This is a genomic window from Paracoccus cavernae, assembly GCF_042430175.1.
Taxonomy (GTDB): domain Bacteria; phylum Pseudomonadota; class Alphaproteobacteria; order Rhodobacterales; family Rhodobacteraceae; genus Paracoccus; species Paracoccus cavernae.
Genome location: NZ_JBHMDZ010000044.1, coordinates 1 through 13,256, shown reverse-complemented (window position 1 = coordinate 13,256; position 13,256 = coordinate 1). Strand labels below are relative to the sequence as shown.

Genomic DNA, 13,256 nt, shown 5'->3' with positions numbered 1-13,256 from the left:
GAAAAGGCGCATGACCATAATCGAGCGTGTCGAGAGCCTGCTTGGCGCGATGGACCTTGCCGAAAAGATCGGCCAGCTAAACCTTTTGGCCGCCGGCGAGGGATTAGTGACCGGCGCGGGCCAGCCGACGGCATTGTCCGACCGCCTCGCAAACGGCGGGGTCGGCGCGATATTCGGGACGAAATCGTTGGCTTCGGCGCGGGCCCTGCAAGAGCGCGCGTTGGCCGGATCGCGGCTCGGGATTCCGCTGTTTTTCGCCGAGGATGTGATTCACGGCCACCGCACGATTTTCCCTTTGGGCATTGCCATGGCCTGTAGTTGGGACATGGGGTTGATCCGCGAGACCGCCGCCTATGCCGCCGCAGAAGCCGCCGCCGAAGGGCTGCATCAGGTCTATGCCCCGATGGTCGATGTCACGCGTGATCCGCGTTGGGGCCGCGTGGCCGAAGGGCCGGGAGAGGATCCGCTTCTGGCTTCGCGCATCGCCACCGCGATGGTGCAGGGTTTTCAGGGGCCGGGGCTGGGGGCGATGCTCGGCGCGGGTTCGGCCTCGGGTCTGGGGGCGAGCGGCCATGTCGCGGCCTGCCTCAAGCATTTCGTGGCTTATGGCGCGCCGCAAAGCGGACGCGATTACGACAATGCGAGCCTCTCGTGGGAGGATCTGCTCGAGACCTATCTGCCTCCTTTCGCGGCAGGGCTCGAGGCGGGCGCGCTCAGCGTCATGGCGGCTTTCAACGCGGTCAACAAAGTCCCGATGCATGCCCATCACCCCCTGATCGAGGGCTGGCTGCGCGCATCGCGCGCAGAGGGAGGGCAGGGGTTCGACGGGCTCATGGTCTCCGATTATACCGGCGTGAAGGAACTCACCCCCCACGGGCTTGGCCCCGCGCAACTCGCCGTGGCCCGCGCGCTTCATGCCGGCATCGATATGGATATGGTCGGCGAGGATTACTGGCGCGAGCTGCCCGCGCTGGCGCACCACGGGATAGACGCGCCAGATGCGGGCTTTTCGCTTGGCGCCGAGCGTATCGGCGCGATGATCGATTGCGCCTGCCGGCGGGTGCTGACCTTCAAGGCGCGGCTCGGCCTGCTGGATGATCCGTTCCGCGGAATGGCCGAAACCGCGCGCCCCCCCGCCCGCGACAAGGGCCGCGCCTTGGCCCGCAAAGCGGCGGCGGCCTCGGCGGTATTGCTCGAAAACAACGGGATTTTGCCACTTGCGCGCGGGGCCCGTGTCGCCTTGATCGGGCCCTTTGCTGCCGATCGCGCCAATATGCTGGGGACATGGTCGGTTTCGGGGCGGGCCGAGGATGTCGTGCCGCTCGATCAGGCGGTTGCGGCGCTGACCGGCGTGACGCCCGCCCGCGCCTGGGGGGCCGATATCGTCGATGAAAGCTGGCTTGCCGCGCGGCTCAATGTCCACGGCGTGACCGTCGACCGCGACCCCCGCCCCGAGGCCGAACAGATCGCCGAGGCCGTGGCCGTGGCGCGCGGGGCCGATATCGTGATCGCGGCCTTGGGCGAGGCCAAGGAGCATGCGGGGGAATCCTCCTCGCGGCTTTCGGTCGATCTGCCTGCGGTCCAGTTGCGGCTGTTCGCGGCTCTGGCGGCTTTGGGCAAACCTTTGGTGACGGTTGTCTTCGCGGGCCGTCCCCTGTCGCTCGCGGCGCTGTCAAAGCAGTCGGATGCGCTGCTTTACGCATGGCACGGCGGGGTTGGCGGCCCCGAGGGGGTGGCGGATCTGCTCTTTGGCGCGGCCGAGCCTTCGGGGCGGCTCGCGATCTCGATGCCCCGCCATGGCGCCGAGGCCCCCGTGACCTATGCGTCGGACCCGAGCGGAAGGCCCTCGCCGGGGCGGTTCGCGAAATTCCTGACCGGCTGGCTCGATCTCGAGGATGACGCGCCGCATTTCCCCTTCGGCTTCGGGCTGGGCTATGCGCCGGTGGGCTACGGTCCGCCGCGCCTTTCGCGCGATACGGCCCCCGCCTCGGATCGGGTGACGCTGAGCGTGATGGTCGTGAACCACGGCACGCGCACCGCGATCGAAACCGTCCAGCTTTACGCCTCGGATCCGGTGGCGCAGGTGACGCGGCCCGCGCGCAAGCTGATCGACTTCATGCAGGTGAGCCTTTCCCCCGGCGAAAGCCGCGAGATCGGTTTTTCGATCAGCGCGGCGCAATTCGCCTATCCCGTCGCCCCAGCGCTCGAGACCGCGTGCTGGCAGCGCGACCCCGGTCTGATCCGGTTGCATGTCGGGGCAAACAGCCGCGATACCCAGATGGTGGAGCTGACATGGCGCGATTGATCACCGGCCTTGACGATACGGCCCTGCGCGACCGCGTGGCACAGGCCACGGCGGGCTATTTTCTCGATTGGAGCCATCCGGTCAGCGGCATGGCGCGCGAACGTAGCGGCGGTGCTTTCGGTTACGACATCAACGAGACGACCTGCACCGGCGGCACGGGCTTCGGCCTTCTGGCCCAGATCGTCGCGGCCGAGCGCGGCTGGCGTCCGCGCCGCGAGATCCTCGACCGGCTGGAAAGGCTGGTCGGTTTTCTGGAGGCCGCCGACCGTTTCGACGGGGTTTTCCCGCATTTCCTGCATGGCACCACCGGCCGCGTTCTGCCCTTCATGGCGGGCGACGACGGCGGCGATCTGGTCGAGACGGCTTTTCTGGTGACCGGCCTTCTGGGCGCCGCCGCCTATTTCACCGAGGCGCCGGAGCTCGTCCGCCGGATCGAGGCGATTGCGGCAGGCGTCAACTGGGCCGCGCACCGGCGCGCGGACGGCGCACTGATGTGGCACCGCCATCCCGCCCGCCCGTGGCGCCCCGATGCTTTGCCGATCCGCGGCTGGAACGAGGCCTTTGTGGTCTTCGTCCTGGCCGCCGGCTCGCAAACCCATCCGGTCGCGCCCGAAAGCTATCACCAAAGCTGGGCCGCAGCGCCGGCCTTTCTGAACGGGCGCGATTATGCCGGAACGGTTCTGCCGCTTGGACCCGATTGGGGCGGGCCGCTGTTTTTGTCGCAATATCCCTTTCTAGGGATCGATCCGCGCGGGCTTCGCGACAGATATGCCGATTACGGCGAACAGGCGTGTGCCCATGCTTTGGTCAACCGCGCCCATTGCCTGCAAAACCCGCAGGGCTGGCGCGGCTATGGTCACGATTGCTGGGGCCTGACCGCCAGCGACGACCCCGACGGCTACAGCGCCCATGCGCCGACCAACGACAACGGCACAATCACCCCGACTGCCGCCTTGTCGTCCTTTCCCTTTGTCCCAGATCACGCGATGAGGGTTTTGCGCCATCTGCATGACGATCTCGGCGGGCGGATCTGGGGCGAGGCGGGCTTTGTCGATGCGTTCAATGCGAGCCGCGATTGGGTGGCCGACAGCCGCCTCGCGATCGATCAGGCCCCGATCGTGATCGGGCTGGAGAATGCGCGTTCGGGCCTGCTGTGGCGGCTGGTTTCGGGTCGGCCCGAGGTACAAAGGGGCCTGAGGGCGCTGGGTTTCACCGCGCCTTATCTGGCGGCGCGAGCCGGAGAAAGCGCGGCGATTGCCTGATCGCGGGCATGGGCGGTCTCGAGAAAAGCCGCCGCCGACCAGCTCAGCGCAAGGCAGGAGCGCGGCGCGCCGCTTTGGCGGTCGAATTGCTCGGGCAGCGCGCCCGGCGGATCGGGGGCCAGTTGGGCGATCAGGGCAAGGCGGGCCTCGGCGCGGGCGAAAGCGGCAGGATCGCCCGCGATCGCCGCGATGCGGTAGCCGATGGCGGCAAAGCCCAGAGTGGTCGGATACCACGGCTGCCCCTCGAAATAGAGATCGTCGCGCCAGCGCCCGACGGCAGGGGCGGCGCGGCCGGCATTGATCGGATAAAGCGCCGCGAATTCCTGATCGAGCGCGCCCATCGTCGCCTCCATCAGATCGCCGGTCAGGGCAAAGGGCCCCGCCGTGCGATCCGCGTGCAAAAGCGCAAGGCAGCTTGCCGCATCGAGGGTCTCGCTCTCGATACTCTCGCGCAAAGCGCCTGCCGCGTCGCGCGCCCCGAGGATCAGCGCCTCGAGCCGCTTGGCCGCCGCCGAAAGCGCATCGGGGCATAGTTCGGGGCCTGATTGCTGGGGCGAGAACGGGCGGCCTGTCAGCACGCCGCGCCGCAGCAGATCCGCGCCGCGATCCAGCGCATCCCATTGCGCGATCAGGGCAAAGCTCGTGCGTTTGGGCGGTGCTTCCTCCCACGGCCCGATGGCGGCGCGTCCGGCCACGGCGAGGGTATGGCCGAGATCGCGGGCGATCAGGCGGAGGGCCTGCGGCAGGGCTGGTTCGGGCACGGCGGCGAGAACCGCCATCAGGCTCGTGGCGCGCAAAGCGGGGCCGTCGTCTTGCGGGCGGCTCCAGTTTTCGAGATCGGGGCTGCCGTCGGGGGCAAAGCGCGGCTCTTCGAGCCAGGCCGCGCCCGTCAGCGCCGCGAGTTCGCCGTCATCGCGCAAAAAGCGCAGGTGGTCGGCCCGCGCGGTTGCGCGCAGCGGGTTCACGGCGGGGCCGCGCCGCGCGGGATCGGAAATCTTTAGCGAGAAATCCGTGAAATCGGCGATGAAACCGGCCCAGAAGCGCGCGGCCCCGGGATCTGCGGTCATGGCCAGCGGGACCGCGCGCAAAACGATGGCGCTGTCGCGGATCCAGTGGTGGAAATAATCGGGCTCGGGGTTCCAGCAGGCGATGCGGTAGGACGCCAGTACCGAACCGCGCGCCGGAGACAGCCGCCAGCCGAACCCCTCGCGGTAACGCTCGATGTCGGTGGCCGAACAGGCGCGGCGCAATTCGCGCGCCGAGGCCAGCCGCTGCGCCGCGATCCATGCGGGATCGACCGGACGCAACGCGCGGCTCAATGTCAGGCCCCGAGCGCCAGAAGCGCGGCGCGCAACATCTCGGCGCAGGCGGCGCCCGAAGGACAGTGATGCTCGTCGGGGAGCGCGCCGAAATAGCGGCCGTTGGGCGAGGCCGCGAAATAGGCGCGGGCATCGGCAATCCGCACCAGCCCGTCCGAGGCGCCGGTGACCACCGCCAGAGGCGCGGGGCTGCGGCGCAACGAGGGGCCCGCATCGGCCGTGGCCATTTCGTCGAGAAAGAGCGGCGCCTCGGCACGGACGGCATCGATTGCGGCTTTGCCCATCGCAAGGCGCGAATTGTACAGCACCTTGCCCGACAAAGGCGGCGACATCGCCAGCAGGTGATGCGGCTGCGGCATATGGGTCGCAAGCTGGGCGATCGCGAAAGAGCCGAGGCTGTGGCCCGCCAGCGCGCGGGGCTGGCCCGGCCATTGCTCCGCGATCCAGTCCCAGATCTGCGCGGCGGCTTTGGTATGGCCGCTGAAGGTGACCTGATTGGCGGGGCCGGTCTCGGGCAGGGCGGCGGAATGGGGCAGTTCCGGCGCAACCACGCGCCAGCCACGCGCCAGATAGGCGCGCGCCATTTCCGCGATCTGGGGCTGCTCGGGCGCGCCGTTGCGGCCGTGGACCAATAGCACGCTGCCCTTGGTCCCGCCTCCGGGCGCGTCATGGGGCTCTGCCACCACAGTCGCGATCTTGCCGCTTGCGCCGTCAATCATGTGGCGCGTCGCCGCTTGCGTCCAGAGTTCAGAAGTCAAAGGCCGCCCCCAACCGCGCGTTTCCGCCTCCCATAGGCTAGGCTCGTGCCCTTTGCGTCAAGTGCCCTCGATAGGGCTTAGGCAAATCCGAAACAAAGCATCGCGAGAATCTGATGTTTCGCTGCGGCGCGGGGCGGCATTCTGCGGCCGAACGGCGCCCGACGGCGCCCCGATCCCCACAGGAGCCTTTGATGCCGGACCATGCCCCGCCCGCCCATATCGTCGTCGTCGGAGCCGGTCAGGCCGGAGCGGCGCTGGTCGCGAAACTGCGCGCCTCGGGCTATGGCGGCCGTCTGACCCTGATCGGCGAAGAGGCCGCGCCGCCCTATCAGCGCCCGCCGCTCTCCAAGGCCTATCTTCTGGGCGAGATCGACGAGGAAAGACTGTGGCTTCGCTCGGACAGCTTCTGGCAAGAGCATGATATCACGCTGAAACTCGGCGCGCGGGTGTTGGCGCTCAATGCGAAGGCAAAGACCGTGACCCTTGCCGGCGAGGTTCTGTCCTATGACGAGCTGGTGCTGGCGACCGGCGCGGAGCCGCGCCGTCTGCCGGCCGCGATCGGGGGCGATCTCGCGGGCGTCTATCCCTTGCGCAGCCTTGCCGATATCGCGCGGATGCGGGCCGAGTTCCAGCCGGGCCGGCGGTTGGTGGTGGTGGGCGGCGGCTATATCGGCCTCGAGGCGGCGGCGGTTGCGCGCAAGATCGGCCTCTCGGTCACGGTGGTCGAGGCCGCGCCGCGCATTCTGGGCCGCGTTGCCGCAGCCGAGACGGCGGATTACTTCCGCGCGCTCCATCACGCGCACGGCGTGCGCATCATCGAAGGCGTGGGCGTCGCGCGCCTTGCCGGAACGGGACGCGTCGAGGCGGTGGTTCTGGAGGACGGGCGCGAGATCGCGGCGGATTTCGTGGTGGCGGGCGTGGGCATCACCCCCGCAAGCGCCCTTGCCGAAAGCGCGGGGCTGGCCATCGAGAACGGCATCAGGACCGATGCGCGCGGGCGCAGCTCTCGGCCCCATATCTGGGCGGCGGGCGATTGCGCCTCCTTCCCGCTCGATGGGGGGCAGGCGCGGCTGGAATCGGTCGGCCATGCGATCGATCACGCCGAGCTGGTCGCGGCCAACCTGCTTGGCGCGGCGCAGGATTATCACGCGAAACCGTGGTTCTGGTCGGATCAATACGGCTGCAAACTGCAGATCGCGGGGCTCAATACCGGCTATGACCGCATTGTCCGTCGCGCGCCCCCCGATAGGGATGCCGCCCGCGATACCGGCCCCGACGCTGGACCGGTTGCCGGACCGGAGACGGCGCTCAGCATCTGGTATTATCGCGGGGACCGGCTTCTCGCGGTGGATGCGATGAACGATCCGCGCGCCTATATGGTCGGAAAACGCCTGATCGAGGCGCAAAAGTCGGCCGATCCCGCGCTGGTCGCCGATCCCGCCAGCGACCTCAAGCTCTTGCTGCGCTAGCCCGCCCTCAGCCGCGCGCGGCCAGGGGCATGGCCTCGGCGCCTTCGTCGAGAATGTCGAAAAAGAGCGAGCGGATCGCCTCGGCGTCGCAGCCGGTCAGGACCGAAACCGGCGGGCGGGCGGGGTCGCGGATGGTCCGGCCCACCGCCTCGCCGTCGAGCGTCACGGCAAGGCCGGTACGCTCGGCCTCGAACAGCTCCGGCGCGATACAGGCGATGACGGCCATCGGATCATGCAGCCCGCAGCCCGTCAGCCCGACCGAGTGGTAGAAGTCGAGGTAGAAATGGCTGATGTCTTGCAGGAAGCGGCCGTGACGCGGCGCGCGGATTGCCAGCTCGGCGAAATCGGGCTCGGAAAGCAGGACCTGCAGCGTCACATCCAGCCCGACCATTGTGATATCGGCCCCGCTTTGCAGCACGAGATCGAGCGCATGGGGGTCGTGATAGGTATTTGCCTCGGCATGGGGCGTAATATTGCCCGCCACATCCAGCGCGCCGCCCATGATGACGATTTTCTTCACATTGCGCGCGAAATCGGGGTCGAGACGGATCGCCTCGGCGATATTGGTGATCGGGCCGACGGGGCAGAGGACCAGCTCGCCCGCATGTTCGCGCGCCAGTCGGACCAGAAATTCCGCCGCGGTTTCGGTGACGGCACGGCCTTGCGGGACAAAGGCGGGCAGATCGCCGAACCCCTCGTCGCCGTGGACCTGCCGCGAGGGCGGGAAGGGCGGCAGCACCAAGGGCGCGCCCGCGCCTTCGGCGACCGGAAGACCGGAGAACCCAGCCTTTTCAGCCAGATAGAGCGCATTGCGCGTGGCCTGCGCCACGGTGACATTGCCGAAAACAGAGGTCATGCCCAAGAGCTCGATCGCGGGATGACGCGCCGCAAAAAGGATCGCCATGGCATCGTCCACGCCCGGATCGGTGTCGATCACCAGTTTCACCATTGCCGCATCCTCTCGCACGAAAACTCCGGCCTGCGGCCCTTGCCGCGAGGGCAAAGGACAGGGCCGCAGGGCCAAAAGCCTCTTTTGCTAAGCCTCGGCGAGAATTGCCAGCAGATTATCCAGCACCCGACTGCATTCGGCGAGCTGGTCGAGGGCGACAAACTCGTCGGGGCGGTGGCCCTGATCCATGAAGCCCGGTCCGCAGATCGCGGTGGAGATCCCCAGACCCTGCGCGAAAAGCCCGCCTTCGGTGCCGAAAGCCACCTTGATCGCGGGATCGTTGCGGCCGGTTATGCGGCGCAGCAAGGCGAGGGCCGCGCCGTCTTCGGGCGTCGCGAGGCCCGGATAGGCGGTGACCGGATCGATGGTGATGCGCGCCTCGGGGAAGGTGGCGCGATAAGGGGCGGCGATGGTTTCGGCATCCGCGCGGATGCCGGCAAGGATGGTTTCGGGGTCGTCTTCGGCGATATTGCGGATCTCGAAATCCACCTCGCACAGGTTCGGCACGATATTGAGCGCGGTTCCGCCCCGCATCACGCCGGCATGGATCGTCGAATAGGGGATGTCGTAATCGTCATCGCGCGGCCCCGTCGCCGCCAGCGCCTCCTGACGCTGTTCGAGCGCCTGAACGAAGCGCGCGCCCAGATGGAGCGCGTTGAGCGCGCGGGGGGCGAGGGCCGAATGCCCCTCGCGGCCGTGGCAGCAGGCGCGAAAGCCCGCCTTTCCCTTGTGGCCCGAGGCGATTTTCATGCCGGTCGGCTCGCCGATGATGCAAAGCGCGGGGCGGGAGGGTCGGGCGGCCAGAGCCTCGATCATGCCGCGCACTCCGAGGCAGCCGATCTCCTCGTCATAGGAAATCGCGAGATGGAGCGGGCGGGCGAGCTTGCGCCCCGTCGCCTGCAAACCGGCATGGATGGCGCAGGCGAGAAAGCCCTTCATATCCGCCGTGCCGCGACCATAGGCGCGCCCGTCCGCGATGCGCAGCGCAAAGGAATCGCTGCTCCAGTCCTGCCCCTCGACGGGGACGACATCGCTATGGCCCGAAAGCACGACCCCGCCCGCAATATCGGGGCCGATCGAGATCCACAGATTGGCGCGGCTGCCGTCTTCATGCGCGAAACGGTGCATCCGCGCGCCGGAGCCGGCGAACAGCGCCTCGATATGATCGAGCAGGTCGAGGTTCGTGCGCCGCGAGATCGTGGGGAAGGCGACCAGCCGCGCGAGGATCTCGAGCGGGGGCGGAACGGGGCGGGTCATGGCGGCAGGGGAAGGCGTGGTCTGGGGGTGTTGCGCGGTCATCTCGGGCCCTCGGAAAGACGTTGTCCCTTGCTCGGATGTTCGCGGCCCGCGCGCAAGCGGGCATTCCGCGCGGGTTTGCGGCGCGGCTTCGCGGACGCGGCACCGTTTCGCGAATCTATTTCAATATCAGTGAGTTGATGCGGTGGCGTTAGGCTCAGCCTAAGCAATGCAACGCCATATTGTAATATCCTGCGCGGCAAAACCGGCATTACTCCAAGGGCAGAACCCTGCCAAAGGATCGTCCAATGCCGGTTACAAAAATCGACACTCTCATCATCGGCGCGGGCCAGGCCGGAATCGCGATGAGCGAGCATCTGAGCGCGGCCTCCGTGCCCCATATCGTGCTGGAGCGCGACCGCATCGCCGAGCGTTGGCGCTCGGGCCGGTGGGATTCGCTGGTCGCGAACGGCCCCGCCTGGCATGACCGCTTTCCCGGAATGACCTTCGACGAGGTCGATGCCGCCGTCGGCCCCGACGCCTTCCCCGCCAAAGAGGTCGTCGCCGATTATCTTGCCGCCTATGCGCGGAAATTCGACGCGCCGATCAAGACCGGCGTCACCGTTCTGGGCGTCGAGCGGCTGGAGGGGCGTCAGGGTTTTCATGTCTCGACCAGCGCGGGCGATTACGAGGCCCAGAGCATCGTCGCCGCGACCGGCGCGTTCCAGACGCCGATCATCCCCGATGTGATCCCCGAAAGCGCGGGCATCACCCAGATCCATTCGAGCGGCTACCGCAACCCCGACCAGCTGCCCGAGGGCGCGGTTCTGATCGTCGGCGCGGGCTCTTCGGGCGTCCAGATCGCGGACGAGCTCAATCGCGCGGGGCGCAAGGTCTATCTCTCGGTCGGGCCGCACGACCGTCCGCCGCGCGCCTATCGCGGCCGCGATTTCTGCTGGTGGCTGGGTGTCTTGGGCAAATGGGACATGGCCGCACCCGCGCCCGGCACTGAACATGTCACCATCGCCGTCAGCGGCGCGCGCAATGGCGAGACCATCGATTTCCGCCGCCTCGCGCAGGAGGGGATCACGCTGCTCGGGCGGACCGAAGGCTATGCTGACGGCAAGTTGCTTCTTGCCGGCGATCTCGGCCGCAATCTCGATGCGGGCGATGCCAACCACAACGCGCTGCTCGACGAGGCCGATGCCTATGTCGCGAAGAACGGCCTCGATCTGCCCGAGGATCCGCAGGCACGGGCGCGCTACCCCGATGCAGGCTGCATCACCACGCCCCTGCGCGAACTCGATCCGGCACAGGCGGGGATTTCGACCGTGATCTGGGCGGTGGGCTTCACCGCCGATTACAGCTGGATCAAAAGCGACAGTTTCGACCCGCAGGGCCGCCCGATCCACCAGCGCGGCGTCTCGCGCGAGCCGGGGCTCTATTTCCTCGGCCTGCCGTGGCAATCGCGTCGCGGATCGAGCTTTATCTGGGGTGTCTGGCATGATGCCAAACATGTCGCCGAACAGATCGGCATCCAGCGCAAATACCGTGCCTATAACGACGAGGCGCAGGCCCAAGAACGGGCCGCCCTGCGCGAACCGGCCTGAGGCCCCTTCATCCGCCCCAAACACCTGCCATCCGGAGACCCACATGGCCCATACCCGCATCCGCCCCTTCAACACCCGCGACACCTATCCCGAGCAAAAGCTCGACAACGATCTGGCCCAGGCGGTGGTGACGCAGGGCGGCAAGATCATCTGGCTGCGCGGCCAATGCCCGCAAAGCCTCGACGACGGCAAGAATCTCGACAGTCACGATCCGGTCGAGCAGACCCATAAAGTCATGCAAAACATCCGCCAACTCATTGAAGAGGCGGGCGGAAAGATGGAGCATCTCGTCAAGGTCGTGGTCTATATCACCGATGTGCGCCACCGCGAGGCGGTCTACCGCACCATGGGGGAATATCTTCAGGGGGTGCATCCGGTCTCGACGGGGCTGGTGGTGCAGGCCTTGGCGCGGCCCGAATGGCTGGTCGAAATCGACGGCACCGCCGTCATTCCGGAATAAGGCCATGACCTTTTCACTGGTCGCACGATGCCCCGAGACGGGCATGTTCGGAGTGGCGATCGCCTCGTCCTCGCCGGCGGTTGCGGCGCGCTGCGCCTATACCCGCGCGGGCGTGGGGGCGGTTGCCACGCAAAACGTCACCGATCCGCGGCTGGGGCCGATGGGGCTCGATCTTCTCGAAAGCGGGCTCGGGGCGCAGGAAACCATCGACGAGATCCGCCGTCGTGCCACATTCGCCGAATACCGGCAGGTGCTTGCGGTCGACCGCAACGGCCGTGTCGCGATCCATTCGGGGCCGAATTCGCTCGGGATCTGGACCGAGGCCCGCGGCGAGGGCGTGGCCTCGGGCGGCAACCTTCTGGCCAATGACGGCGTACCGGCGGCGATTGTCGCGGGCTTTCTGGCGGCCTCGGGCCATATCGGCGACCGCCTGATCGCGGCCATGCGCGCGGGGCTTGCGGCGGGCGGAGAGGCGGGGCCGGTCCATTCGGCGGGCATGCAGATCGCGCATCGCCAAAGCTGGCCGCTGGCCGATCTGCGCTGTGACTGGACCGAGGATTGTCCGATCGAGGCGATCGCCTCCGCATGGGAGGTCTACAAGCCCCAGATCGACGCCTATGTGCTACGCGCGCTCGACCCGCGCGCCGCGCCGTCCTACGGCGTGCCGGGCGACGAGTAACGCGTATCGGGGGCACGTCGCCCGCCCCTTCGGCCGCCTTCTGACGAGGGCCGCGACCGGCCTATGCGCTTGCCGCATGGGCCGGTTTCGCATAGGTTCCGCGCCATGATCGCGGCCGGTGCCCAAGGCTCGGGCCGCGCCGGAAATCCCAGCCCGAGGGCCGCCCATGTCGATCCGCTACACGATGCGTCAGCTTGAATATCTGGTGGCCGTCGGCGAGGCGGGCGGGATCGTTGCCGCCGCGCAGCAGGTCAATGTGACCGCGCCTTCGATCTCGGCGGGGATCTCGCATCTCGAAAACGAGCTGGGCGTCCAGCTCTTCGTGCGCCATCACGCGCAGGGCCTGACGCCGACCCTGGCGGGCAGAAAGCTGCTCGATCACGCGCAGATGGTGCTGCGTCAGGCGGCGGCTTTGCGCGATCTCGCGGGGGAATTGTCGGGGCAGGTGCGCGGACCTCTGGCGATCGGCTGCCTGAGCACCTTTGCGCAGGTCGTGTTGCCGGGATTGCGCCGCAGTTTCGTCGCCGATTACCCCGAGGTCCGCATCTCCCAGCTCGAGGCCGACCAGCCCGAGCTGTTCAGCCTGCTGCGTCAGGCGCGCATCGATGTCGCGCTGACCTATGACCTGAACCTGCCGGCCGATCTGAAGTTTTTCCCGATGCTCGAGCTGCCGCCCCTGGTCGCGGTCGCACCCGACCATCCTTTCGCCGACCGCGCCGAGGTCTCGGTCGAGGAGCTCGCACCCTTGCCGCTGGTCCTGCTCGACCTGCCGCTCAGCGCCGATTATTTCCTGTCGTTCTTCGCGCAGAAATCCCTGCGCGCCAATATCGCCGAACGCACCCGCGACATGGCGGTGGCGCGTTCGCTTGTCGCCAATGGTTTCGGCTATTCCATCTTCAATATCAGGCCGTTGAACGATCTTGCGCCCGACGGGCAGCCCTTGCGTTTCATCCCCTTGGCCGGTCATCCGCGCCCGATGAAAATGGGGATGTTGATGAATACCTCGCTTGATCGTTCAAGCCTGCACAAGGCCTTTCTCGATGCCGCGAAAGCGTGGATTTCAACGAATAGCGGCCGCATCACCGGCGGCCGCATTCAAGGGAGCAAGGCGGGCAAACAGCCCTAACGCGGGGTGACGCCCCTCAGCCTTTCGGTTCTTCTTCGCAGGAGCTCGACGGTTGTGAGGAGCGCGATGGAGAAGATCACGAG

11 protein-coding genes are annotated in these 13,256 nt (G+C 67.6%); 7 read left to right on the top strand and 4 right to left on the bottom strand.

The window, feature by feature from the left end; all coding sequences use genetic code 11:
- Positions 1-10 precede the first annotated feature (10 nt).
- Together ACFFUC_RS14115 and ACFFUC_RS14110 are read left to right on the top strand one after the other, a co-directional pair.
- Complete coding sequence (locus ACFFUC_RS14115; RefSeq protein ID WP_377687281.1) at positions 11-2,305, top strand: glycoside hydrolase family 3 N-terminal domain-containing protein; 2,295 nt, start codon at positions 11-13, stop codon at positions 2,303-2,305.
- The gene (locus ACFFUC_RS14110; protein WP_377687279.1) at positions 2,293-3,567 is read left to right on the top strand and encodes a glucoamylase family protein; all 1,275 of its coding nucleotides are present in this window, start codon (positions 2,293-2,295) and stop codon (positions 3,565-3,567) included. Before ACFFUC_RS14115 ends, ACFFUC_RS14110 begins: the two co-directional genes overlap by 13 nt.
- Here ACFFUC_RS14110 and ACFFUC_RS14105 read toward each other — a convergent pair.
- On the bottom strand, positions 3,525-4,886 hold the full coding sequence (locus tag ACFFUC_RS14105; RefSeq protein ID WP_377687278.1) for a glycoside hydrolase family 15 protein: 1,362 nt from the start codon (positions 4,884-4,886) through the stop codon (positions 3,525-3,527). The two genes, ACFFUC_RS14110 and ACFFUC_RS14105, sit on opposite strands and share 43 nt — an antisense overlap.
- Positions 4,887-4,888: 2 nt before the next feature.
- Complete coding sequence (locus tag ACFFUC_RS14100) at positions 4,889-5,644, bottom strand: alpha/beta hydrolase (RefSeq protein ID WP_377687275.1); 756 nt, start codon at positions 5,642-5,644, stop codon at positions 4,889-4,891.
- A 191-nt stretch (positions 5,645-5,835) separates the two neighbouring features.
- Between ACFFUC_RS14100 and ACFFUC_RS14095 the strand changes: the two genes are divergently transcribed.
- Positions 5,836-7,113: an NAD(P)/FAD-dependent oxidoreductase gene (locus tag ACFFUC_RS14095; RefSeq protein WP_377687273.1), complete on the top strand. Its 1,278-nt coding sequence runs from the start codon at positions 5,836-5,838 to the stop codon at positions 7,111-7,113.
- A gap of 7 nt (positions 7,114-7,120) precedes the next feature.
- Here the strand turns inward: ACFFUC_RS14095 and ACFFUC_RS14090 are convergent, their stop codons facing one another.
- Entirely contained in the window at positions 7,121-8,062 is a 942-nt protein-coding gene (locus ACFFUC_RS14090) for a nucleoside hydrolase (RefSeq protein ID WP_377687271.1), read from the bottom strand.
- 87 nt (positions 8,063-8,149) lie between these two features.
- Positions 8,150-9,361 (bottom strand): acetylornithine deacetylase, encoded by a 1,212-nt coding sequence (argE, locus tag ACFFUC_RS14085; RefSeq protein ID WP_377687269.1) that lies wholly within the window; start codon positions 9,359-9,361, stop codon positions 8,150-8,152.
- Between the two features lie 245 nt (positions 9,362-9,606).
- Between argE and ACFFUC_RS14080 the strand changes: the two genes are divergently transcribed.
- From ACFFUC_RS14080 to ACFFUC_RS14065, 4 genes are all read left to right on the top strand, one after another.
- Positions 9,607-10,908 (top strand): flavin-containing monooxygenase, encoded by a 1,302-nt coding sequence (locus ACFFUC_RS14080; protein ID WP_377687267.1) that lies wholly within the window; start codon positions 9,607-9,609, stop codon positions 10,906-10,908.
- Between the two features lie 43 nt (positions 10,909-10,951).
- Positions 10,952-11,368, top strand: a complete 417-nt coding sequence (locus tag ACFFUC_RS14075; protein WP_377687265.1) for a RidA family protein — start codon at positions 10,952-10,954, stop codon at positions 11,366-11,368.
- Positions 11,369-11,372: 4 nt separating this feature from the next.
- Entirely contained in the window at positions 11,373-12,047 is a 675-nt protein-coding gene (locus tag ACFFUC_RS14070) for a DUF1028 domain-containing protein (protein ID WP_377687262.1), read from the top strand.
- A gap of 166 nt (positions 12,048-12,213) precedes the next feature.
- Positions 12,214-13,173 (top strand): LysR substrate-binding domain-containing protein, encoded by a 960-nt coding sequence (locus tag ACFFUC_RS14065; protein WP_377687259.1) that lies wholly within the window; start codon positions 12,214-12,216, stop codon positions 13,171-13,173.
- The last annotated feature ends 83 nt before the right edge of the window (positions 13,174-13,256 follow it).

Excerpts from the sequence above, each read along its gene's own strand:
- ACFFUC_RS14090 (WP_377687271.1), bottom strand. The coding sequence starts at position 8,062 with ATGGTGAAACTGGTGATCGACACCGATCCGGGCGTGGACGATGCCATG.
- ACFFUC_RS14070 (WP_377687262.1), top strand. The coding sequence starts at position 11,373 with ATGACCTTTTCACTGGTCGCACGATGCCCCGAGACGGGCATGTTCGGA.
- ACFFUC_RS14065 (WP_377687259.1), top strand. The coding sequence starts at position 12,214 with ATGTCGATCCGCTACACGATGCGTCAGCTTGAATATCTGGTGGCCGTC.
- ACFFUC_RS14075 (WP_377687265.1), top strand. The coding sequence starts at position 10,952 with ATGGCCCATACCCGCATCCGCCCCTTCAACACCCGCGACACCTATCCC.
- ACFFUC_RS14095 (WP_377687273.1), top strand. The coding sequence starts at position 5,836 with ATGCCGGACCATGCCCCGCCCGCCCATATCGTCGTCGTCGGAGCCGGT.
- ACFFUC_RS14110 (WP_377687279.1), top strand. The coding sequence starts at position 2,293 with ATGGCGCGATTGATCACCGGCCTTGACGATACGGCCCTGCGCGACCGC.
- ACFFUC_RS14115 (WP_377687281.1), top strand. The coding sequence starts at position 11 with ATGACCATAATCGAGCGTGTCGAGAGCCTGCTTGGCGCGATGGACCTT.
- ACFFUC_RS14080 (WP_377687267.1), top strand. The coding sequence starts at position 9,607 with ATGCCGGTTACAAAAATCGACACTCTCATCATCGGCGCGGGCCAGGCC.
- argE (WP_377687269.1), bottom strand. The coding sequence starts at position 9,361 with ATGACCGCGCAACACCCCCAGACCACGCCTTCCCCTGCCGCCATGACC.